Source organism: Streptomyces sp. NBC_01707, assembly GCF_041438805.1.
In the GTDB taxonomy this organism is placed as follows: Bacteria; Actinomycetota; Actinomycetes; order Streptomycetales; family Streptomycetaceae; genus Streptomyces.
The window spans coordinates 8895804-8918218 of record NZ_CP109190.1 but is presented as its reverse complement, the minus strand read 5'-3'; the positions used below and the strand labels follow the sequence as shown (position 1 = coordinate 8918218).

At 70.3% G+C, this 22415-nt stretch carries 24 protein-coding genes; 8 read left to right on the top strand and 16 right to left on the bottom strand.

The window, feature by feature from the left end; translation table 11 throughout:
• Positions 1-17: 17 nt before the first annotated feature.
• Positions 18-224: a hypothetical protein gene (locus OG963_RS39900; protein ID WP_030929108.1), complete on the bottom strand. Its 207-nt coding sequence runs from the start codon at positions 222-224 to the stop codon at positions 18-20.
• Positions 225-443: 219 nt separating this feature from the next.
• Here OG963_RS39900 and OG963_RS39895 point away from each other — a divergent pair, with 219 nt between their 5' ends.
• Positions 444-1274 (top strand): endonuclease, encoded by an 831-nt coding sequence (locus OG963_RS39895; RefSeq protein ID WP_362273202.1) that lies wholly within the window; start codon positions 444-446, stop codon positions 1272-1274.
• Positions 1275-1292: 18 nt separating this feature from the next.
• Here OG963_RS39895 and glsA read toward each other — a convergent pair whose 3' ends face one another.
• The 3 genes from glsA to OG963_RS39880 form a co-directional block, all read right to left on the bottom strand.
• On the bottom strand, positions 1293-2639 hold the full coding sequence (gene glsA / locus OG963_RS39890) for a glutaminase A (protein ID WP_371799999.1): 1347 nt from the start codon (positions 2637-2639) through the stop codon (positions 1293-1295).
• A gap of 13 nt (positions 2640-2652) precedes the next feature.
• Entirely contained in the window at positions 2653-3216 is a 564-nt protein-coding gene (locus OG963_RS39885; protein WP_051878954.1) for a hypothetical protein, read from the bottom strand.
• 67 nt (positions 3217-3283) lie between these two features.
• Complete coding sequence (locus OG963_RS39880; protein WP_030929119.1) at positions 3284-3778, bottom strand: DUF1269 domain-containing protein; 495 nt, start codon at positions 3776-3778, stop codon at positions 3284-3286.
• Between the two features lie 381 nt (positions 3779-4159).
• On the opposite strand from OG963_RS39880, the gene OG963_RS39875 reads away from it, so the two are divergent.
• Positions 4160-4483, top strand: a complete 324-nt coding sequence (locus OG963_RS39875) for a plasmid stabilization protein (RefSeq protein ID WP_319740135.1) — start codon at positions 4160-4162, stop codon at positions 4481-4483.
• Positions 4484-4621: 138 nt separating this feature from the next.
• Here the strand turns inward: OG963_RS39875 and OG963_RS39870 are convergent, their stop codons facing one another.
• The 6 genes from OG963_RS39870 to OG963_RS39845 all read right to left on the bottom strand — a co-directional run bounded on the left by OG963_RS39870 (position 4622) and on the right by OG963_RS39845 (position 11075).
• Complete coding sequence (locus tag OG963_RS39870) at positions 4622-6046, bottom strand: NADP-dependent succinic semialdehyde dehydrogenase (protein WP_371799998.1); 1425 nt, start codon at positions 6044-6046, stop codon at positions 4622-4624.
• 210 nt (positions 6047-6256) lie between these two features.
• Positions 6257-6733 (bottom strand): ATP-binding protein, encoded by a 477-nt coding sequence (locus OG963_RS39865; protein WP_030929128.1) that lies wholly within the window; start codon positions 6731-6733, stop codon positions 6257-6259.
• A 187-nt stretch (positions 6734-6920) separates the two neighbouring features.
• Positions 6921-9020: a xanthine dehydrogenase family protein molybdopterin-binding subunit gene (locus tag OG963_RS39860; RefSeq protein ID WP_371799997.1), complete on the bottom strand. Its 2100-nt coding sequence runs from the start codon at positions 9018-9020 to the stop codon at positions 6921-6923.
• Between the two features lie 19 nt (positions 9021-9039).
• A complete protein-coding gene (locus OG963_RS39855; RefSeq protein WP_371799996.1) occupies positions 9040-10026 on the bottom strand; it encodes a xanthine dehydrogenase family protein subunit M in 987 nt (328 codons plus the stop codon).
• A complete protein-coding gene (locus OG963_RS39850) occupies positions 10023-10589 on the bottom strand; it encodes a 2Fe-2S iron-sulfur cluster-binding protein (RefSeq protein ID WP_319740131.1) in 567 nt (188 codons plus the stop codon). The genes OG963_RS39855 and OG963_RS39850 overlap by 4 nt, the downstream gene beginning before the upstream one ends.
• Positions 10590-10688: 99 nt before the next feature.
• Positions 10689-11075, bottom strand: a complete 387-nt coding sequence (locus tag OG963_RS39845) for a hypothetical protein (protein ID WP_319740130.1) — start codon at positions 11073-11075, stop codon at positions 10689-10691.
• 174 nt (positions 11076-11249) lie between these two features.
• On the opposite strand from OG963_RS39845, the gene OG963_RS39840 reads away from it, so the two are divergent.
• Positions 11250-11582, top strand: coding sequence for a DUF6479 family protein (locus OG963_RS39840; protein ID WP_030929141.1), 333 nt, complete (start codon positions 11250-11252; stop codon positions 11580-11582).
• Positions 11583-11698: 116 nt separating this feature from the next.
• Positions 11699-12523, top strand: coding sequence for a VOC family protein (locus OG963_RS39835; protein ID WP_030929144.1), 825 nt, complete (start codon positions 11699-11701; stop codon positions 12521-12523).
• A 59-nt stretch (positions 12524-12582) separates the two neighbouring features.
• On the opposite strand, the gene OG963_RS39830 is transcribed toward OG963_RS39835, so the two are convergent.
• Positions 12583-13110: a DUF6328 family protein gene (locus OG963_RS39830; protein WP_319740128.1), complete on the bottom strand. Its 528-nt coding sequence runs from the start codon at positions 13108-13110 to the stop codon at positions 12583-12585.
• A 219-nt stretch (positions 13111-13329) separates the two neighbouring features.
• Here OG963_RS39830 and OG963_RS39825 point away from each other — a divergent pair, with 219 nt between their 5' ends.
• The gene (locus OG963_RS39825) at positions 13330-13719 is read left to right on the top strand and encodes a VOC family protein (protein ID WP_030929149.1); all 390 of its coding nucleotides are present in this window, start codon (positions 13330-13332) and stop codon (positions 13717-13719) included.
• A gap of 106 nt (positions 13720-13825) precedes the next feature.
• On the opposite strand, the gene OG963_RS39820 is transcribed toward OG963_RS39825, so the two are convergent.
• The 5 genes from OG963_RS39820 to OG963_RS39800 all read right to left on the bottom strand — a co-directional run bounded on the left by OG963_RS39820 (position 13826) and on the right by OG963_RS39800 (position 16746).
• A complete protein-coding gene (locus tag OG963_RS39820) occupies positions 13826-14317 on the bottom strand; it encodes a GNAT family N-acetyltransferase (protein WP_319740127.1) in 492 nt (163 codons plus the stop codon).
• A gap of 63 nt (positions 14318-14380) precedes the next feature.
• Complete coding sequence (locus tag OG963_RS39815; RefSeq protein WP_371799995.1) at positions 14381-14785, bottom strand: DUF1992 domain-containing protein; 405 nt, start codon at positions 14783-14785, stop codon at positions 14381-14383.
• 227 nt (positions 14786-15012) lie between these two features.
• Positions 15013-15837, bottom strand: coding sequence for a tyrosine-protein phosphatase (locus OG963_RS39810; RefSeq protein WP_030929157.1), 825 nt, complete (start codon positions 15835-15837; stop codon positions 15013-15015).
• 87 nt (positions 15838-15924) lie between these two features.
• The gene (locus OG963_RS39805; protein ID WP_319740125.1) at positions 15925-16227 is read right to left on the bottom strand and encodes an SHOCT domain-containing protein; all 303 of its coding nucleotides are present in this window, start codon (positions 16225-16227) and stop codon (positions 15925-15927) included.
• Between the two features lie 90 nt (positions 16228-16317).
• Entirely contained in the window at positions 16318-16746 is a 429-nt protein-coding gene (locus OG963_RS39800) for a DUF6325 family protein (protein ID WP_234322217.1), read from the bottom strand.
• A 423-nt stretch (positions 16747-17169) separates the two neighbouring features.
• On the opposite strand from OG963_RS39800, the gene mutA reads away from it, so the two are divergent.
• Genes mutA through meaB form a run of 3 tightly spaced genes read left to right on the top strand, consistent with a single transcriptional unit; the run spans position 17170 to position 22229 of the window.
• Positions 17170-19029: a methylmalonyl-CoA mutase small subunit gene (gene mutA, locus OG963_RS39795; RefSeq protein ID WP_371799994.1), complete on the top strand. Its 1860-nt coding sequence runs from the start codon at positions 17170-17172 to the stop codon at positions 19027-19029.
• Entirely contained in the window at positions 19029-21230 is a 2202-nt protein-coding gene (gene scpA / locus OG963_RS39790) for a methylmalonyl-CoA mutase (protein WP_371799993.1), read from the top strand. The genes mutA and scpA overlap by 1 nt, the downstream gene beginning before the upstream one ends.
• Before the next feature lie 12 nt (positions 21231-21242).
• Complete coding sequence (gene meaB, locus OG963_RS39785) at positions 21243-22229, top strand: methylmalonyl Co-A mutase-associated GTPase MeaB (protein WP_362273181.1); 987 nt, start codon at positions 21243-21245, stop codon at positions 22227-22229.
• Positions 22230-22415: the final 186 nt, after the last annotated feature.

Sequence of the window (22415 nt, the reverse complement as noted above, 5' to 3'; positions counted from 1 at the left end):
CCCGCCGCACCGGCCGCCTACGGCAACTGCTTCTCCATCGCCGCCCGGCCCTCTCGTGCCAGCCGGCGCTGCGCCCACTCAAGATTCTGCGGAGTCAGGTCCCGCCCGGAGGCGAGCACCAGATCCTCGGCCGACGGATGCTCGCTCCCGCCGGTGTGCAAGAGGCTGTCCGGGGTCACGCCCCGAGCCATGGATACGGGTACGGATTCGGGCTCTTCGCTCATGCCGCCTCCTCGTCCTTGCCGCAATTCTCGCCCTGCGGCTCCGGGACCGCATCCGAGAGCCCGATTGACCTGCACATGATAGGTACACAGCGTTCACACCTCGGTCACCGTGCGTGTGGAAGGCTCCCGCTGACCACGTACCGCACACGAACAGCGCGGCACCGTCCCCCACCCCGTGACGGCGCCGCGGTGCCTGTTTTTCCGGAGAGGACACCCCACATGTCCCGTCGTCACCTTCCCTACCGGCGCCCACTGCTGGCCACCTTCGCCGCCTTCGCGGTACTCGCCGGCACCGCGGCCGCCGCACCCGCCACGCCGACCGCACCCCGGACCACACCGGTGGCCGCGACGCCGCTCGCCACGCTCGACGACACGTACTACCAGGACGCGCTCGGCAAGACCGGAACGCAGCTCAAGAGCGCCCTCCACTCGATCATCAGCGTGCAGACCAAGATCTCCTACAGCCAGGTCTGGGACGCGCTCAAGGACACCGACCAGGACCCCGCCAACTCCTCGAACGTGATCCTCCTCTACACCGGTCGCTCCGAGCCCAAGAGCGACAACGGCGGCGCGGTCGGCCAGTGGAACCGCGAGCACGTCTGGGCCAAGTCCCACGGCGACTTCGGCACCAGCACCGGACCCGGCACCGACATCCACCACCTGCGCCCGGAGGACGTCACGGTCAACTCCATCCGCGGCAACAAGGACTTCGACAACGGCGGCACCGCGGTGAGCGGAGCGGCCGGCAACTACACCGACAGCGACTCCTTCGAACCGCGCGACGCGGTCAAGGGCGACGTCGCCCGCATGATCCTCTACATGGCGGTGCGGTACGAGGGCGACGACGCCTTCGCCGACCTCGAACCGAACGACCAGGTGAACAACGGCTCCGCGCCGAACATCGGCAGGCTCTCCGTGCTGAAGCAGTGGAGCCAGGAGGACCCGCCGGACTCCTTCGAGGAGCGACGCAACGACGTCATATTCGACCGGTACCAGCACAACAGGAACCCGTTCATCGATCACCCCGAGTGGGTCCAGGCCATCTGGTAGCAGCGCGGTCCGGTGCCGTCAGGTCGTCGGGCGTCCCGCCTCCCGCGCGGCGCGCTCGACGGCCTCCTCGCGGGAGGTGAAGCGCCGGGGAGCCGTCGGGTCGCCGCCGGTCACTTCGAGATGACCGGCCGGGTCGACCACGGCCGTGCGCCGGCCACCCTCCGTGAGCCGGGCCAGTCCGGAGCACAGCATCGACCTCGCCACCGTGTCGATGCCGGTCACCTGCCGCAGATCCAGCACCACGGACGCGGTCTCCTCCGGCCCGGACTCGTCGAGCGCGTACAGCACGCGTTCCGCCGCGGTGAAGTCGAGGGCGCCCTGCGCGGCGACGACCGCCACCCGTTCCCGCAGGGCGCGCTCCTGCTCCTCCGTCGGGGCGGACGGCAGATCGTCGGCGGTGGTGACCAGGGTGACGGTCGAGGCGGCGAGCGCCGGGTTGTGCATCAGATGCAGCCCGAGCCGTTCCGACAGCGCCCCCAGCGCGATGCGCCCGCGGACCGATGTGCCGGTCGGATCCAGCCGCGGGCTGTAGGCCGCCAGGCCGAACCGGGCCGGTCCTGCGGCGATGAGGCCGCCGGACACCCCGCTCTTGGCGGGCAGCCCCACCCGCAGCAGCCAGTCGCCCGACGTGTCATACATGCCGCAGGTCGCCATCACGGCGAGCACCTGCGCGGCGACCGGTTCCTCGACGACCACGTCACCGTTGAGCGGGTTCACACCGCCGTTGGCAAGGGTCGCGGCCATCGCGGCGAGGTCCAGCGTGGTGACGCGTACCGCACACTGCCGGAAGTACGTCTCCACGGCTCCCACCGGGTCGACCGGCAGCGGGCCCGCGCTGCGGATCAGATACGCGAGGGCACGGTTGCGGTCGCCGGTGGCGACCTCGGAGGCGTACACCGCCTCGTCCACGTCCAGCCGCCGGCCGGCGAACCGGCTCAGACAGTCGAGGATGCGGTCGAACCTCGGAGTGTCGGCGGTGTCGGGGATCAGCGCGGTGGTGACGATCGCACCGGCGTTGACCATGGCGTTGTCCGGCCGGCCGGTGCCCGGTTCCAGGCTGATGGCGTTGTAGGCCTCACCGCTGGGCTCGGCGTTCACCCATCGGGACACACCGTCGAGTCCGAGCTCGCACAGCGCGAGGGCATAGACGAAGGGTTTCGAGACGGACTGCATGGTGAACGGGACGTCGGCCTCACCCGTGCTGTAGCGATGGCCGTCCATGCTGATCAGGGCCAGCCCGAACGCCTCCGGGTCGGCCATCACCAACTGCGGGATGTAGTCGGCAGGTACGCCGTCGCGCACACCGGCGAACCGGGTGCGCAGTTCGTGCAGCGCATCCGTCACCGCACCGGCCGCGGAGCTCACCTCGCTCCGGCCGTCAGCTGCGCTCGGCCTGGGTGATCCGGGGGAACGTCTTGACTCCGGCCGCCTTACGGCTGTTCGCGTGTTCACTGACCGTCCGGCCGGGCGGGGCGTCCGGGAAGCCGAGCACCACCGAGTCGAGCACCTTCCCCGATGCGTCGACGAACTCCACCCGGACGGCGTAGAAGGCGGCCTTGTCGGTGGGGTTGGTGACGCGGACCAGCGCACTGCGGAACTGCTCACCCGTGGCGATCGGCAGCCCGTTCACCGAGACGTCCTTGATCGCGTTGCCCTTCCCCTTGACCCCTGCGAGCTGCTGGGCGGCCTTCTGCCGGCTGCGCTCGAGCTCTGCGGAGACCGAGGCCTCGAAGTCGCTCTGGGAGCGCGGCGAGGCGCTCGCGGAGGGCGACTCGTGCGGCTCCGGGGACACCGTCCGGGTGCTCCTGGCCGTTCCCGGAGACGTTCCGCCGGAGTCGCAGGCGGCGGCGCCCGCCATGAGCACCGCGGCCAGCACGGCGGGGGTCAGACTGCGGGCTGCGCGGCCGCCGAGGGCGCGTCGCAGAGGGCTGAGCTGGTTCACGGACACTCCGGGTCTGCTCGGAAGAGAGAGTCAGGGGGATACGGCTGGACGGGCGGAAGACACCGGATCACTCGGCGTCCTCGCCGAAGATCTCGCGGAGCCGGGCCTCGCTGAGGGTGTCCAGGTTGCTGTGGAGAAGCTCGGCGCCGCCGCCGGGGAGCGCGTCGCTGATCCGGTCGGGCACCTCGTTCGTGGTGAGCAGGAACAGCGCCGAAGTTCCGGGCGTCACCTGCTTCTTGACCTCCGCGATGAAGTCGTCGTCGATGCCGACGTCGGCCAGCTTGCCGCCCAGCGCCCCGGCCGCCGCACCGATGGCCGCGCCCAGCAGCGGCATGAGGAAGATCAGCCCGAAGAGCATCCCCCAGAACGTGCCGCTCAGGGCGCCGGCGCCGACCAGGTTGAGCAACTGCTTCGTTCTCGGCTTCGCCTTGTCGGTCGGCCAGCTGACCACGGCGGCGTCGAGGATCTTGATCAGCCCCTCCTTCTGGAGGACCTTCAGTGTGCTCTCCACATCCTCCGCGCCCTCGGCGGACTGGAACTTCCACACGGTGAGGGTGGACATCGCGCATACCTCCGGACTCCGGAACCGATCAGCTCGCCCATATTAGGATCAAAAGGTATGAATCGACCCGCTGAATCACGTGGACCGCGTCCCGCCACACACCCGAACGGGTGACCCACGCAGTTGAGCCGCCCAGCTGCGGTCCCGGCCGCACGAAGGGCTGTCGGCCGCGCCCCGTCGGCGGGGCCGCACCGCCGTCGCCCGACCGGCCGCGGCCGGGCCGCCGCCGACGGACACGCGCACGCCACGGCTGCGCGAGCACCCGGGCGGCCGCACGGGACCGTATTCCGATGCAGGCCCCGGGAGCCGCTGGGACACTGGGTGGTGCACCCCGGACCGTCCCTCTCGGGCACGGAGGCCACGGAGAGGAAGTGACCGCACATGCCACGCGGATCCAGTCCCAGGCGCGAGCGGCAGTACGAGCACATCAAGGAGAGCGCGCAGGAGCTCGGAGTGAGCGAGGAGCGGGCAGAGGAGATCGCGGCGCGCACGGCGAACAAGGAGCGCGCCCGCTCCGGTGAGCCGACGACCGCGAGCCGTACGTTGGTCCACGACCTCTCGTCCCTGCGGCGCGCCGAGCTGCGCTCCCACGACGGGGCCCAGGACCCCACGCGCGACCAGCTCTACGAAGAGGCCAGAAGGAAGAACGTCAAGGGACGCTCGACCATGACAAAGGCCCAGCTGGCCAAGGCCGTCGGCCGCTGAGCCCTCGCCGCCGGGCGGAACCCGCCGGGCGACTCGGCCGGAACGTCCGAATACGACCGGTACGATGACGCCCCTCCGCCTTGCGATGCACCGCATCCGATGCCGCGTGCCGATCCACCAGGGATGACGGGACAGCCCTCAGGAGCCGCTTCCGTCCGGCTCGGGGCCGTACCAGACCGTCGTGGCATTGCAGAATTCACGGATGCCGTGACCGGCCAGCTCCCGCCCGTAACCGGAGCGCTTCACCCCGCCGAACGGCAGCGCGGGGTGGGAGGCGGTCATGCCGTTGAAGAAGACGCCGCCGGCCTGCAGGTCACGCACGCACCGACGGCTCTCGTCGGCGTCGCGCGTCCACACGTTGGAGCTGAGGCCGAACGGGCTGTCGTTCGCGAGGGTCACGGCTTCGTCCAGGTCCTCGACGCGGTACAGCGTGGCGACGGGGCCGAAGGTCTCCTCGCGGTGGATCCGCATGGCGGGGGTGATCCCGCTGAGGACGGTGGGGGTGTAGAACCAGCCGCGGTCCAGCTCCGCACCCAGGCCGGTGGGCCGGCTGCCCCCGCACAGTGCGGTCGCGCCCTGGTCCACGGCGTCGTCCACCAGCTCCTCCAGGTCGGCGCGGCCCTGTTCGCTGGAGAGCGGGCCGACGTCGGTGGTCTCCTGCTGCGGGTCACCGACCGTCAGACCGTTCATGCCCGCGGTGAACCGCTCGGCGAACTCGTCGTACACATCGGTGTGCACGATGAATCGCTTGGCGGCGATGCAGGACTGCCCGTTGTTCTGGACCCGGGCGGTCACCGCCGTGCGGGCGGCCTGCGGGATGTCGGCCGACGGCAGGACGAGAAACGGGTCGCTGCCGCCCAGTTCCAGCACGGTGTGCTTGACCTCGTCGCCCGCGATCGACGCGACGGAGCGGCCGGCCGGTTCACTGCCGGTGAGGGTGGCGGCGACGACGCGGCGGTCACGCAGGATCGCCTCGACCGCTCCCGCTCCCACCAGCAGCGTCTGGAAACAGCCGGGCGGGAAGCCTGCCCGGCGGAACAGGCCCTCCAGGTACATCGCGGTCTGCGGGACGTTCGACGCGTGCTTGAGCAGGCCGACGTTGCCCGCCATGAGTGCGGGGGCGGCGAACCGCACGACCTGCCACAGCGGGAAGTTCCACGGCATCACGGCGAGGACCGGGCCCAGCGGACGGTAGTGGACGTAGGCCCGGGAGGCTCCGGCGTCGCGTACGTCGTCGGCCGGCGGGTGCTCGTCCGCGAGAAGTCCCTCGGCGTTGGCCGCGTACCAGCGCATGGCCTTGGCGCATTTCGCGGCCTCCGCGCGGGCCGCTTTGATGGGCTTGCCCATTTCGGTGGTCATGGTGCGGGCGATGTCCTGCTGGTCCTCGTCGAGGAGGTCGGCGGCCCGGTTGAGCAGCCGGGCCCGTTCACCGAAAGCGGTGGTGCGGTACTCCCGGAACGTGGTGTCCGCGGTCGCGAGCCGATGCTCGATCTCCGCCTCTCCCAGTGCCTCGAACGTCTTGAGGGTCTCACCGTTCGCCGGGTTGACCGTCGCGATGGGCATGACTGTGGTCTCCTTGCCTCGGATTCTTCGACCGTGCCGCGCGACGCCCCGTCGCGCAACGCGGGTTCCGGTGCGGACACCCGACCGGCGCGGATCGTACGTGCGCTGTGCACGTCATCCGCGCCGGTGGGCAGAGCAGACTTCTTCGCGTAGGGACTCGGATACCGGTCCGGGCAGGGATCCCCGCCGCCCCTGTCGTCGGCGCCCGCCTCAGACGAGGGCGGGCTCGGCAGGCTCGGAGGCCGGCGGCAGCAGGAACTCGCGTACTCCTGGCAGGGGTGCGCGCGGCAGCAGATCGGTGTTCCGCGGCGCCTCGGCGTAGCGGGTGAACCAGACGACTTTGCCGTCGAGGGTCCTACAGGTGCCCCAGCTGTGGCTGAGGGCCATGACACGGCTGAGACCACCGCCGCCGCTGCTGAGCAGTCGCGGCATCTCGGAGCTGTTGTCGGCGACGGAGACCGTGAGGTGCCGTCCGGACCAGCGGAGTTCGACGACGCACTTGTTGTCGCCACCGACGTGCCGGTGGACATTGGTCAGCAGCTCCTCCACACCCCGGCACACCGGCCGGATGTGAAGTTCGAGACTCCAGTGGCGGAGATGCGCGGCGACTATTCGTCGCAACTGCGAAACGCGCTCTTCCGATACCTGGAGTTCGACCAGATAATGCCGGTCGAGTGGAACGGTCATCGTCGAGGCTCCTCACGTCCAGGCCCATCTGCTTCGCCCCGTTGAACCAACGACCCCCGAATACGAAGAGTGAGCAGATGTCACTATTAGGTCACTCCTTAGGGTGACCCGGTGGGACCGGTTGCGCAACACGAAGGTGAGCGGACCGCTGAATGCACCACGGAGCGTGACCACGCCGCATCCACCCTTACGGCAGATACGGCAGCAGCTTGTCCGGCGTGAGCGGGAGGCTGCGCACCCGGGCGCCGGTCGCGTGCCGCACGGCGTTGCCGAGAGCGGCCGCGGCGCCCACGATGCCGATCTCACCGATGCCCTTGCTGCCCATCGGGTTGAGATGCGGGTCGTCCTCGTCGATCCAGTGCGCCTCGATCTGTGGGATGTCGGCACAGACGGGCACATGGTAGGAGGCGAGATCGTTCTGCGTGAAGTCGCCGAAGACGGGGTCGATCGTGCTGCCCTCGGTCAGTGCCATGCCGAGCCCCATGATCATGCCACCGATGAACTGGGAGCGCGCGGTTCGGGAGTTGAGGATACGTCCGGCGGCGAAGACGCCGAGCATGCGGCGCGTCCGGACCTCACCGGTGCGGGTGTCGACGGCGACTTCGGCGAACTGCGCACCGAACGCATGCCGTGCGTACGGGGATTCCACCGCCGCGTCCTCCCAGGTGTCCGCGGTGACCGTGAGGCCCTCGTCGGGAAGGGGCCCGGTGCGCTCGAGCAGGTGTCGTGCCAGGGCGGCGGACGCCTTGTGCACGGCCCATCCCCAGGAGGCCGTACCCGCGGATCCTCCGGCCAGCGGCGCTTCGGGCAGTGCGCTGCTGCCGATGTCGATCCGGACGTCGGCCACGGGGGCGTCGAGCACGGACGCGGCGATCTGCGCAAGGACGGTGCGGGCGCCGGTGCCGATGTCGGTGGCGTTGATCCTGATGAGGTAGGTGCCGTCGGCTGCTGCGTGCGCCGACGCGCTGGAACCACCGACGTACACGGGGTACGTGGCGGAGGCGACGCCCGTACCGAGCAGCAGTGGGCCTTCGGTGCGGACTGCGGGGCGCGGGTCGCGGTCGTACCAGCCGAACCGTGCGGCACCCTCCTCCAGGCAGGCGGCGAGGCCGCGGCTGCTGAAGGGGCGGCCGGAGTCGGGTTCGTACGCGGGGTCGCTGCGCAGACGCAGTTCGACGGGGTCGATGCCGAGGGCCACGGCGAGCTCGTCCATGGCCGACTCCAGCGCGTACATACCGGGGGCCTCGCCGGGTGCGCGCATCCAGGAGGGGCTGGGTACGTCCAGGGCGGCCACCCGGTGAACCGTACGACTGTGCCCGGACGAGTACATCGCGCGGGCCGGCACGGCCGCCTGTTCCACGAACTCCTTGACCGTGGAGGTGTGGGTGATGATCTCGTGGGCGAGCGAGGTGAGGGTGCCGTCGAACTCCGCGCCGAGTCGGATGCGTTGCACGGTGGGTGCGCGGTGGCCTACGACTGCGGACAACTGGCGCCGCGGCAGGGCGAGTTTGACGGGGCGCCCGGTGTGGCGTGCGGCCATGGCGGCGAGGACGGTCTGTGGGCGCGCGGTGCCTTTGGAGCCGAAACCGCCGCCGACGTGTTCCGAGACGACCGTGACCTGATCGGGCCGGAGCCCGAACACGGTCGCCAGGGTGTCACGGACCGTTCCGGTGCCCTGGCTGGAGTCGTACACGGTCAGCTGCCCGTCGTCGGCCCAGTGGGCGGTGGAGGCGTGCGGTTCCATGGGGTGGTTGTGCAGGGGCCCGAGTGTGTACGTGACGTCGATTTGTACGGGGGACCCGGCGAAGGCGCGGTCGAAGTCTCCGCGTTCGCGGACGGCCGGGTATCCGCCGTTCACCGTCTGCGGTGTGTACAGGCCCGGGTGGTCCTCGGTGAGCCGGACATCGTGTCCGGCGCTCTCGTACTCGATCCGGACGGCCTCGGCTCCTGCCCTCGCGGCCTCGAACGTCTCGGCCACCACGAGCGCCACCTGCCGGCCCCGGTGCGGGACCCGGTCGTCCTGGAGGACGGCGAGGGCCGGGTCGTCGGGCTGCCTCAGTCTCGGGGCGTTCTCATGGGTGAGGACGGTGTGCACGCCGGGCAGGGCGAGTGCCTCGCCGGTATGGATCGCCGTGATCCGGCCGCGTACGACGGTGGCGGGTACGGGCCAGGCGTACAGGCAGCCGGGCGGGGTGTGCTCGGCTGCGTAGCGGGCGGCTCCGGTGACCTTGTCCCGGCCTTCGCGGCGGGCCACGGGGCTGCCCAGCGGCTGGGGGGCCTGGCTCATGGCGGGAGTCCTCACGTTCTCAGACGGCGGCGGTGAGTGCGGTCAGGGCGTCGACGGCCAGACCGCGGGCGAGCTCCACCTTGAACGCGTTGTCGCGCAACGGCCGGGCGGCCGCGAGTTCGACGTCCACGGCCCGGGTGAAGGTGTCGTGGCCGGCGGTGGCGCCCCGCAGGACCTCTTCCGCGGCACGGGCCCGCCACGGGCGGTGGGCCAGCCCGCCGAAGGCCAGCGCGGCGTGCTGGATCCGGCCGTCGCGAACGGTGACGACCGCGGCGACGGAGGCCAGGGCGAAGGCGTACGAGGCGCGGTCGCGAGCCTTGCGGTAGAGGGAGACCGCGCTGTCCGGACCGGGCGGCAGCAGCACCTCGGTGATCAGCTCGCCCGGCCGGATCACCGTGTCGCGCTCGGGTGTGTCCCCCGGCAGCCGGTGGAAGTCGGTGACGGGTACGGAGCGTTCGCCGTCCGGTCCGTACAGCTGGACCACCGCGTCCAGGGCGGCCAGGGCGACGGCCATGTCCGAGGGTTGGGTGGCGACGCAGTCCACGGAGTGACCGAGGACGGCGAGATCCCGGTGGGCGCCTTCGCGGGCGGGACAGCCGGTGCCCGGTGCCCGCTTGTTGCAGGGCTTCGAGGTGTCCTGAAAGTACGGGCAGCGGGTGCGCTGCAGCAGGTTTCCGCCGGTCGTGGCGGTGTTCCGGAGCTGCCCGGAGGCCCCGGAGAGCAGTGCCTGCGACAGGGCGGGGTAGCGGGTGCGCACGGTGCGATGGCCGGCGAGGTCGCTGTTGCGCACGGTCGCGCCGATGCGCAGACCGCCGTCGGCCGTGTCCGTCACCTGGTCCAGGGGCAGCCCGCTGACGTCGATGAGCAGGTCGGGGGTGGTCACACCCAGCTTCATCAGGTCGATCAGATTGGTGCCTCCGCCGAGATACACGGCTCCGGGGCGAGCGGCGCTCGCGCGGACCGCCTCGGCGGTGCTGCGGGCGCGCAGATACTCGAACGGCTTCACGGCGCCACGTCCAGGATCGCTTCGACGATTCGGGGGTACGCCCCGCAGCGGCACAGGTTGCCGCTCATCCGTTCGCGGATCTCGGTGGCAGTGAGCCGGGCCGGGCCGGAGCCGGGCAGGCCTGTTTCGGTGGCGTGGGACGGGAAGCCGTCGGCTGCCTCGGCGAGCATGCCCACCGCCGAGCAGATCTGGCCGGGGGTGCAGTATCCACACTGCAGGGCGTCCCGGGCGAGGAAGGCTTCCTGCAGGGGATGCAGCTCGTCCCCGTCGGCGAGCCCCTCGACGGTGGTGATCGCGGACCCGTCGTGTGCGACGGCGAGCAGCAGACAGCTGTTGGCGCGCCGGCCGTCGACGATGACGGTGCACGCCCCGCACTGGCCGTGGTCGCAGCCCTTCTTCGCGCCGGTGAGGCCGAGGTGCTCACGCAACGCGTCCAGGACGGTGGTGCGGTGGTCGAGCGACAGGGTCCGTTCGGTTCCGTTGATGTGCAGCGTCAGCGTCGAACGGTGAAGAGCCGACTCCGGATCACCGGCACCGCCCTCCCACCGGCTCGCATGTTCCACCCGTTCGCACCTCTCAAAGCAGTAGCTTTTGGGTGCTTTGTACCAGATACGCCGAGGCCTCCCGATGCATTGCGCCGACTCCGGGCGCAGGTGCGCGCCTCACCTGCTCTCCACCCGCAGGCGTACCTCCTCCTCCTGGTCGCCGGAGACCGTTCCGACGACCCGCACCGTGAAGGCGTCCGCCAGGTGCCTCCTGAGCTCGTCGACCGCCCAGTAGCCGCCCTGCACATCGAGTGTCACGGGCCTGCCGATCGTGATGGGGCCCGAGACCACCCTCGCCTCGGACACATCGACGGTCACGTTCCATACGGTGGGTCGTTTCCCGCCCAGGTCCTGCGGCACGTCCACCGAGGCGCGGTCGGTGGTGAAGGCGGCCCGCAGCACGTCGAAGACCATCCGTGCGTCGTCCTTCGAGCATCCGCTGACGGCGACCGCCACCTCCTTGCCGTACCGGTTCTCGTCTGCCTGCTCCTGTGTGCTGTTCACGGGGGGTTCCTTCCGCTCTCGGTGCTGCCCCTCCTCCAGGCTCACCCCACGGCTGGGTGTCGGCGACACGAAGCGGTCGGCGAGCACTGAAACTCCTTTCTCGTTATATCCACTTAAAACATGAATTCAAGGTCATAGCCGAGTGACGGCCCCGGCTCGGGGTATCCGGCATGCATGGACGTATCGAATGGAGCCCTCAATTCCCTGGCCGTCACGCTCGCGGACGGGCGGGGTGCGCTCGGCGTCGTGATGGCGATCGTCGGCGTGGCCCTCGTGGGCATGCTGATCGGCGCCGTCTGGCTGGGACGGCGGCGCCGGGCCGAGGAACTGCCGCCGCCCCGGCCCGATGAGCAGCCGCTGCGGCCGGACCACCGCACACACGTCGAGGAGCGCGACGTCCACGGCGACGACAGCTTCCCGGCCGACGGGCGAGGGCTCTCCCCCTACGAACTGGGTGACCACGGGAACGAGCCCATCCGGCACGAGAAGGACGAGACGCGCGACTGAGCAGGTGCATGTCCGCATCGGCGCGTGTTGCGCGACCGACCGACCGAAGTGAGGCTGGTAGAGGCCCGACCGCCACGGCATGCGTGTGCCGCAGAACCGATGAAGGCAGCAGCACCATGACGGGAAGCAGACCCAGGACCGCGCCCCCCTCGGCACCGCTGACCGGACCGTCGGCGCCCTGCTGGGTCAACCTCATGACCCGGGACCTCAAGTCGGCACAGGAGTTCTACACCGCCACGCTGGGGTGGTCGTTCCGGCCGGGAAAGCTGGGGCAGGAATTCTCCGTCGCACGCCGCGACGACGTACCGGTGGCCGGTATCGCGGCGATCGCCACAGCCATCCGGGTCGCGGTGGCATGGACTCCGTACTTCGCCGTGCAGGACGCCGATGTGGCTGCGTCGCGTATCCGTGAGCGCAGCGGCACGGTGGCGGTGGGGCCACTGGCACTCGGCAAGGGACGCGGCGCCCTGGCGGCGGACCGCGACGGCGCGGTGTTCGGCATCTGGGAGCGGACCGAAGCGGCGACCTCACCGCCGGCGCCCGACGACCACTCGAACGCGTGGCTCGAACTGCGCACCAGGGACGCTTTCGACGCCGCGATCTTCTACGGCCAGGTCCTCGACTGGGCGACCGGACGTCCCGGCTGCTGCGAGGTCTCGTACGAGAAGGACGAGGTCGTGGTGGACTGCGGCGGCAAGCGGCTGGCCCGGATCAGCTCCGGTGCGGTCGAGGCCGCGCCGGATCCACTGGTCCGCCCGCACTGGCAGGTCCACTTCCCGGTGTCCGATGTGGCGGCAGCCGTCTCGGCGGCGCGGCAGCACGGGGGTTCGGTGGTCGAGCAGCGGACACAGGGGCACGGCACGGAGGCAACCCTGCTGGACCCGGACGGCGGGCTCTTCACCGTCACCGACATCCGAAGCCCGGCTGCCGAGGACATCTGAGCCGAACGGTCGCAGTCAACTGTTCGGCTGCCCGCCGCACGCCGCGTACGCCTCCGAGGTCACTTCTCGCCTTCCGATGCCGAGCGCGCCAGCACCCAGACGGGGAACACGAACCAGCAGATGAGGAACCACAGGGCCATGGCGCCCACCAGCCACAGTGCGAGCGCGTTGTGGAGGGCCACCCGCAGGATGAGCAGCAGCGCGGAGCACATCGTGCAGAACAGCAGCACGAGGCCGAGCACGGTCAGTCGCGACGCCCACACCACGGTCTGCGGCTTGAGCCGGTGCCCGGTGAGCAGCCGGTGGAGGGAGACGGGCCCGATCAGCGCGGCGGCCGTGGCCGACCCCAGCATCACGGTGACCACATAAATGGTGCGGTTCATGTCCGACAGAGCGGCGAACCGCGACTGGAAGACGACGGCCAGCAGAAAGCCGAACAGGATCTGGACGCCGGTCTGGGCGACGCGCAGTTCCTGGAGCAGATCCGTCCACAGCCGGTCCGCCCGCTCCTCGGCCGTCTCGTGGCGGCCGAGGTCGGACTCCCGACCGCTGTCCGCTTCGCGGTCCTCGCCGGGTGTCGGGGTCACCGTGAGCCTCCGTCCGCGGTAGCTGTCGAACCCGTTGCGCCGCCTCCTACCCCACCGTAGAGATCTCACGTCGGGGCGGCAGCCCGAATGCGCCGTCGGCCATGCCCTCGACGAACGGTGCCGGACGCGCCTACGATCTTGAATACGGCATCGCGCGCCGGTCACCGGCCGGGTGAGGCGTGGAGGTGCCCGTGAGATGCCCGTTGGAGGCATTCCACAGTGTCAGTCGAGTTGAATCACACCATCATTCACGCCCGGAACAACCGGGAATCCGCCGAATTCCTTGCACACATCCTGGGTCTGGAAATCGGGGCGGAATGGGGCCCGTTCGTGGCGGTCGCCACGGCAAATGGGGTCACGCTGGATTTCGCGACCATTCCCGCCGAATCGATCGTCGGGCAGCATTACGCCTTCCTGGTCTCGGAGGCGGAGTTCGATACGTCGTACGCCCGCATCAAGGAGCTCGGGATCACCTACTGGGCCGATCCGCACCGGAAGCATCCGGGCGAGATCAACCACAACGACGGCGGCCGGGGCATCTACTTCCTCGACCCCGCCGGACATGCCATGGAGCTCATCACGCGCCCGTACGGTGGCTTCGCCTCGTAACGGTTCCCGGCGCACCAGGCGTTCGGCCGGGATCCGGGTCACCGGGTCCCGGCCGTTCGGCCGGGATCCGGGTCACCGGGTCCCGGCCGGGCTCCCTCGCGGCCTGTCAGGCGACCGGAAGTGTCAGTTCGGGACGGTCCCACATCACCGCGGGCGGGTTGGCCGTGGCAGTGCCGGTCCGCAGGGCACCGACACTGCGGTAGAAGCCCTCGGCAGGCGGATGCGAGACGATGCGAACACCGGTGAGCCCGGCCAGCTGCGCCTCGCCGCGCAGATGCGCGATCAGCAGCCGTCCGATACCGAGACCCTGCGCATCGTCGGCGACGAACATCAGATCCAGTTCGGCCGGTTCGAGCACCAGCGAGTAGAACCCGAGCAACTGGTCCGTACCGCTGTGGACGGCCACGAAGACACGATGGGTCTCGATGTAGTCGGGCCCCACCCGGTATCCGGCGACCATGGGCGCGTACGGCCCCTCGTAGGCGCGGGAGTTCCTGACCAACCGGGTGAGACGCTTGGCGTCGCGCGCCGTCGCCCGCCGGATCAGCACATCCCGGCAGCCTGCCCCGCCGACCGGTCGCGTAACACTCGGTTTCATAAAGGGAGTATTACGCATCGGAGGCCGGGTCCACTCCCGGCCTCCCCTGCCCGCTGCCGTGACCTACGCCGGACCGCGCTCCGCACGCCATGCCTCGACCACGGCGTCGATGTCGAACGGGCGCATGTTCAGCAGGGGGCCCGGCGGCGGCCTGCGGATCGCCGCCTCGATCTTCTCGTTGACCTCGGTGAGCATCCGGCGCACCTCGGCCTCCGAGCGGGCTTCGGACACCGAGGCACGGGTGTCCTCCGCCTCCTTGCGCAGGGCCAGGGCCGGCGGCAGCATCGACACCCCCTCACGCTGCATCTTCGCCTTGATCCACCAGGTTTCGTCGTACGGGCGGTCGATACCGGGCAGCGGCTTGCCGAAACCCGGCAGCTGGGAGAAGTCGCCGCGCTGCTCGGCCTCACGGATCTGCTTGTCGACCCACGATTCGAAGCTGACACCGGCGGGTTTGCGCTCGGTCAACGTGCACCCCTCTCGGAGAACCCTTGATCCCGTACTCCCACGATACCGAGGGTGGTCCGGGCGCCGGTTCCCCGGTACCCGGGCCGCTCCTCGCGTATGACCGCGGAGTGTCCTCGTCCGCGGCCCGGCCCACGGCAATCACCTCGGCCGTGCAGGCAGGCGACGACCTACCCGTCAGGGGTATGGAGTCGACCGATGGATCCTTCGCGGATGACCGCTTTGGCCGATCAGGTGGCGGCAATGGCCGGTTCCGGCCGGGCGGAGACCACGAGCCCGCTCCGCAGCCGCTCCACCACGGGCTCGGGGATGCGCAGACCGTCACGCACATAGCCGTCCAGACCGCCCCACCGTTCGTCCATCGCGTCGAGCGCGGTCGAGAGATAGCGGGGACGGACCTCGATGATCGCGGCTGCGATCTCGGGATCGCCGCCCGCGTCCAGGAAGCCCTGCACATACGGCTGGAAGGCAGCCCGCACCACCGGATTCACGGCGAGGAACTCCGCCCGTACCACATCGCGTGACGCCCCGACCATGAGCAGGAGCAGCGCGGTGGCCCACCCGGTGCGGTCCTTGCCCGCCGTGCAGTGGAACAGCACCGGCCGGGCACGGTCGTCCGCGGCCGTCTCGACGAAGGCACGGTAGGCGGCCGCGGCGCCCGGCGACAGCACCAGCTTCCGGTAGGTCTGCGCGAACAGCCCCTCGGCCTTTCCACCCCCGAGCACCTCCTCCGCGGCCACCGGATCGCTGAGCAGCGCGCGCAGCCGGGCGGGTGCCACGCCCGGGTTGTCGCCGAGGACGTCGGCGACGAAGAGCCGGGCTCCGGGCGGCAGCCGGTCGGGGGCCGCCATGCGCTCGTCGGCGGTGCGCAGATCGACGACCGTCCGGATCCCCAGGGCGGTCACCGCCACGTCCCGGGCCGCGTCGAATGCGCTGAGCGGTCCGGAGCGCAGCACCGCTCCCGACCGGAAGCAGCGGTCGCGACCCAGCGAAATGCCGCCCAGGTCACGCAGATTGACAACGGTGGCAGCCGCAACGGCCCTGGCGGTTTGCACGATGGATTCCCCTTATTCCGGACGCGACTCATTCCGGGCACGGCTTACTGCCGACACGGCTGATGAATGGATTCGCCCCGGCCGGATTCAGCCGGCCAGAATCTTCGCCTTCTGCGCCTCGAACTCGGCGTCGGTCAGGATCCCTTGCTTCTTCAGCTCGGCCAGTCGTTCCAGCCGGTCGATGATGTCGTCCGCCGGGGGCGCGGGAGCCGCTGCCCGGGCAGGGGGGGTCTGCTGCTGTGCGGTGGCCTCCTCCTGTGCGGCCGCTTCCTGCGCGCCCCACCTCTGCTGCTGGCGCTGCTGGACCCGTCCGCTGACCGCCGATGCCGTGCCCGCGACGACGGCGGTGCGCGCCACGGTGCCCAGCAGTCCCGGTCCTCTGCGGTTCATGCCCGGTCCTCGGAAAATCGGCATGATGTGCGCCCCTTCCAGTGCGGTGCGGTGCGTACGGTGCGACGGCCTGTTGCGGGCCGGGCAAGGTCAGCCGGTGGGACCGCCGGCGGCCACGGCCGCCTCCGCGATCTCGGCGGGGATCCGCTCATGCGCCACCACCTGACCGCCCGAGGCCCGGACGGCCGCTGTGAGCGGCACGGCCCACAGGTCCTCCCACACGATCAGTGCGGCGGAGCTGCCCGGTGGCACGCTCTCCCCGAGAGTCCGGATGTCCTCGCTGTTCAACAGGCCACCGACCACTCCCTCGACCGGCTCGAACGACACCAGGTCATCAGGGTCGAGGTCGTCCAGCTCCACTGATTCGAGCGTGCCGTCCTCGCCCCGGTACACAAACGTCAGGTCGAGGATCCGCACCGCCTTCGAGGCGACCGCTTCGGCCAGCGCCGGCGCAATGGCCCCGGTGAAACGGCTCCCGGGAAATGCGACGACGAGGTACTCCACAGGTCCCACAGTCACGGGCGTGTCCTCTCCTGACGGATGGATTGCCTGCAGCATAACTTCGGATATTTCGTGATGCACTGTGGCAATTCCCCTGGAACGGAGAGCTGAGCGGCCGCCTTGCGGGGTCCCTGATCGAATGCGCGGACGCGGTCGGTGCCGATACCGCTTCGACGGGGTCGGGGGTGACGATCGGACAGACGCCGCCGAAACCGGCGGGACCGGTGAGCCGGGTGCGGTGTACCCGGACGCGAGTGGGCCGATCGGGTGTCACGAGGGGGTGTCGAACAGCGGCGGGCGGGGCGGCAGGGGTGCCCGGTCCTGACCGCCGACAGCTCCCCGATTACGCCACCGTCCGTAAAGGATCAAGTGCGCGCGGAGAGGGCAAGGTCACAGGCGGTTCCCCTGCTGCTCATCTGAGCCTTCGCCTAGCATCTGGGCATGACGGTCCTGCCTGCTGACGGGCTTTCGTTGGCCGCCGAATTCCCTGACCCAGCCCATGAGCAGTGGCAGAGCCTTGTCGAAGGTGTGCTGCGCAAGTCGGGCAAGGATGTTGCGGGTTCGGCAGCCGAGGAAGCACTGTCCACCACAGTGGAGGCCGGGCTCATCACCCGCCCTCTGTACACCTCACGCGATGACGCGCCCGATGCCGGTTTTCCGGGCTTCGCCCCCTTCACCCGCGGCAGCAAGGCCGAGGGGAACGCGGCGAACGGCTGGGACGTACGGCAGCGGCACAGCCTGACGGATCCGTCCCGGCTCAACGAAGCCGTGCTCGCAGATCTGGAGAACGGTGTCACCTCGTTGTGGCTGACCGTCGGCGGTGCGACGGGCGTGCCGGTGTCCGGGCTCGCGCGTGCGCTGGACGGCGTCTATCTCGATCTGGCTCCGGTCGTGCTCGACGCGGGCAGCGAACTCGACTCCGCCGCAACGGAGTTGTTGCGGCTGTATGCGGAGCGGGGCGTGGCCCCGGAGTCCGCCCGCGGCACTCTCGGCGCCGACCCACTGGGCCACGCGGCGCGCAGCGGCAGTGCACCGGAGCCGGCGGCCGCCGTGCACTGGGCCGAGCGGTGCGCCAAGGAGTATCCCGGGCTGCGGGCGCTGACCGTGGACGCGCTGCCGTACCACGAGGCCGGTGGATCGGCGGCCCAGGAGCTGGGCAGTTCGCTGGCGACCGGTGTGGCCTATCTGCGCGCGCTGACCGGGGCGGGGCTCTCCGTCGACGCGGCCTGTGCCCAGTTGGAGTTCCGGTACGCGGCCACCGCCGACCAGTTCCTGACCATCGCCAAGCTGCGCGCGGCGCGCCGGCTGTGGGCGCGGGTCGCCGAGGTGTGCGGGGCCGCGGACGCCGGCGCGCAGCGCCAGCACGCGGTGACGTCGTCGGTGATGATGACGCGGCGCGATCCGTGGGTGAACATGCTGCGGACGACACTGGCATGTCTGGGCGCGGGCGTCGGCGGGGCCGACTCCGTCACCGTGCTGCCGTTCGATCACGCGCTGGGTCTGCCGGACGCGTTCGCCCGTCGTATCGCCCGTAACACGTCGACGATCCTCATGGAGGAGTCGCATCTGGCCCGGGTGATCGACCCGGCGGGCGGCTCCTGGTACGTGGAGCGGCTGACCGCTGAACTCGCCGACTCCGCCTGGGCGTTCTTCCAGGAGATCGAGCGGGCCGGCGGTCAGGCCGCGGCGCTCGGCTCCGGCCTGATCGGTGAGCGGTTGGCGGAGACCTGGGCGGCGCGCAGCAAGGATCTGGCACGGCGCAAGGAGCCGGTCACCGGTGTCAGCGAGTTCCCGCACCTTGCGGAGCGCCCGGTGGAGCGCGAGGTGACCCCCGCCGCCGACGGCGCGTCGGGCGGGCTGCCCACGGTGCGTCGTGACGAGGCGTTCGAGGCGTTGCGTGCCCGGTCGGACGCCCATCTGGCGTCGACGGGCCGACGGCCCCGGGTGTTCCTTGCGGCGCTCGGCCCCGCGTCGGCGCACACCGCGCGGGCCACGTTCGCCTCGAACCTGTTCCAGGCGGGCGGGATCGAGCCCGTGCACGACCCGGCGACGGTGGACGCCTCGACGGCGGCCGAGGCCTTCGCGACCAGTGGGGCCACGGTGGCGTGCCTGTGTTCCGGTGACGCGCTGTACGCCGAGCAGGCGGAAGCCGTGGCCTCGGCGCTGCGCGCGACCGGCGCGCAGCGGGTGTTCCTCGCGGGCCGGCCCGCCGAGTATCCCGGTGTCGACGAGTACGTCTTCGCGGGCTGCGACGTGGTGGCCGTGCTCTCCTCCGTTCTCGACCGTATGGGTGTGGCGTAATGCGGATCCCCGACTTCTCCGACATCGAACTCGGGCCGGGCACCGGCGCCGAGGGGTCCGAGGACCAGTGGCACACGGCGGTGAAGGAGTCCACCGGTGGCTCCGACGGCGATCTTCTGTGGGAGACTCCGGAAGGCATCGAGGTCAAGCCGCTGTACACCGGGCGTGACCTGGAAGGGCTCGACTTCCTCGGTACGTATCCGGGCATGGCCCCGTATCTGCGCGGTCCCTACCCGACGATGTACGTCAACCAGCCCTGGACGATCCGGCAGTACGCGGGGTTCTCCACGGCCGAGGAGTCCAACGCCTTCTACCGCCGCAACCTCGCAGCCGGGCAGAAGGGACTCTCCGTCGCCTTCGACCTGCCGACCCACCGCGGCTACGACAGTGACCACCCGCGGGTGACCGGCGACGTCGGCATGGCCGGTGTGGCGATCGACTCGATCTACGACATGCGCCAACTGTTCGACGGCATCCCGCTGGACAGGATGACGGTGTCGATGACGATGAACGGAGCGGTGCTTCCCGTACTCGCGCTGTACATCGTGGCCGCCGAGGAACAGGGTGTACCGCCCGAGAAGCTGGCCGGGACCATCCAGAACGACATCCTCAAGGAGTTCATGGTCCGCAACACCTACATCTATCCGCCGAAGCCCTCCATGCGGATCATCTCCGACATCTTCGCGTACACCTCGCAGAAGATGCCGCGCTACAACTCGATCTCCATCTCCGGGTATCACATCCAGGAGGCGGGCGCGACGGCCGACCTGGAGCTGGCGTACACCCTCGCCGACGGGGTGGAGTACCTGCGGGCCGGTCGGGACGCGGGTCTCGATGTGGACGCGTTCGCACCCCGGCTGTCGTTCTTCTGGGCGATCGGCATGAACTTCTTCATGGAGATCGCGAAGATGCGGGCGGCCCGCCTGCTGTGGGCGAAGCTGGTCAAGGAGTTCGAACCGAAGAACGCCAAGTCCCTCTCGCTGCGCACCCATTCGCAGACCTCGGGCTGGTCGCTGACCGCGCAGGACGTGTTCAACAACGTCACCCGGACCTGCGTGGAGGCCATGGCCGCCACCCAGGGACACACGCAGTCGCTGCACACCAACGCGCTCGACGAGGCCCTCGCACTGCCGACGGACTTCTCGGCGCGGATCGCCCGGAACACCCAGCTGCTGCTCCAGCAGGAATCGGGTACCGGCCGGGTCATCGACCCGTGGGGCGGCAGCGCGTACGTGGAGAAGCTGACGTACGACCTGGCGCGGCGGGCCTGGCAGCACATCGAGGAGGTCGAGGCAGCGGGCGGGATGGCGCAGGCCATCGACGCGGGCATCCCCAAGCTCCGGGTGGAGGAGGCCGCGGCCCGTACCCAGGCGCGGATCGACTCCGGGCGGCAGCCGGTGATCGGAGTCAACAAGTACCGGGTGGAGACGGAAGAGCAGATCGATGTGCTCAAGGTCGACAACTCCTCGGTGCGCACCCAACAGATCGAGAAGCTGCGGCGGCTGCGCGCGGAGCGCGACGAGGCAGCCTGCCAGTCCGCCCTGCGGGCACTGACGGCCGCGGCCGAGAGCGGTCCCGGCGCGGGTCTCGAAGGCAATCTGCTGGCGCTGGCGGTCGACGCGGCGCGGGCGATGGCCACGGTCGGCGAGATCTCGGACGCCCTGGAGAAGGTGTACGGGAGGCATGCGGGGCAGATCCGTACGATCTCCGGTGTGTACCGCAACGAGGCAGGGGAGTCACCTTCCGTGGACCGTACCCGGACGCTGGTCGGCCGGTTCGAGGAGGCGGAGGGGCGCCGTCCGCGCATCCTGGTCGCCAAGATGGGCCAGGACGGTCACGACCGCGGTCAGAAGGTGATCTCGACGGCCTTCGCCGACCTGGGCTTCGACGTCGATGTCGGCCCGCTGTTCCAGACGCCGGCCGAGGTGGCGCGGCAGGCGGTCGAGGCGGATGTGCACATCGTGGGCGTCTCCTCGCTGGCTGCCGGGCACCTCACCCTCGTACCGGCGCTCCGTGAGGAGCTGGCCGCCGAGGGCCGCGACGACATCATGATCGTGGTCGGCGGGGTGATCCCGCCGCAGGACGTCGAAGCGCTGCACGAGGCGGGTGCGGCGGCCGTGTTCCCGCCGGGCACGGTGATCCCCGATGCCGCCTTCGATCTGGTGACGCGGCTCGGTGCCGCGCTCGGCCATGAGCTGTGAGCCGCTGACCCGATGCCTCCGACGATCGAAATCGACAGCTATGTGAAGGGGGTGCTCGACGGGAAGCGGGCGCACATCGCGCGCGCCATCACTCTCGTCGAGTCCACCCGCCCCGATCACCGGGCGCTGGCCCAGCAGTTGCTGCGTGAGCTGCTGCCGCACTCCGGCAACGCGCGGCGCGTCGGAATCAGTGGCGTACCGGGGGTCGGGAAGTCCACGTTCATCGATGCACTGGGCACGATGCTCACCGGGCTGGGGCACCGGGTCGCGGTGCTGGCCGTCGATCCGTCCTCCAGCCGGACCGGCGGCTCCATCCTGGGCGACAAGACCAGGATGGAGCGGCTTGCGGTCGATCCTGCGGCGTTCGTCCGCCCCTCCCCCACCGCCGGGACGCTGGGCGGGGTGGCCAAGGCGACCCGGGAGTCCATCGTGGTGATGGAGGCGGCGGGTTACGACGTGGTGCTGGTGGAGACGGTCGGGGTGGGCCAGTCGGAGACGGCCGTGGCCCAGATGGTCGACACGTTTCTGCTGCTCACGCTGGCCCGCACCGGCGATCAGCTGCAGGGCATCAAGAAGGGCGTACTGGAGCTGGCGGACGCGATCGCGGTGAACAAGGCCGACGGTCCGCACGAGCGGGACGCGCGTGCGGCGGGCCGCGAACTGGCGGGCGCCCTGCGGCTGATGCACCCGGCGGACGCGGCCTGGACTCCGCCGGTGCTGACGTGCAGTGCCCGTGAGTCGACCGGCCTCGACACCCTGTGGGAGCGGCTGGAGCAGCACCGTGCGCTGCTCGACTCGACGGGGCGGCTGGCCGCGAAGCGGCGTGACCAGCAGGTCGACTGGACCTGGACGATGGTGCGCGACGAGCTGCTGGACAGCTTGCGCAGCCATCCGCAGGTCCGTGCGCTCACACCTTCGCTCGAACAGCGCGTGCGTGACGGCGAGTTGACGGCAACCCTCGCGGCCGAAGAGATCCTCGGCGCTTTCCGGGGCGACTGAGCGGACCGGGCAGGGCGAGCAGGGAAGGGCGGTGGCTGCACAGCAGCCACCGCCCTTCCGTATTCCCGGCACCTGACGCGTCCGCCAGGTGGTAAAGTGCAAACGGCACGTGTGTAACGCCCCGATTCGGGCGCCGGTGCCGTTCTCCTTCCTGTCGCTGCTCCGTCCGTCCTTTCCTGACCGGCG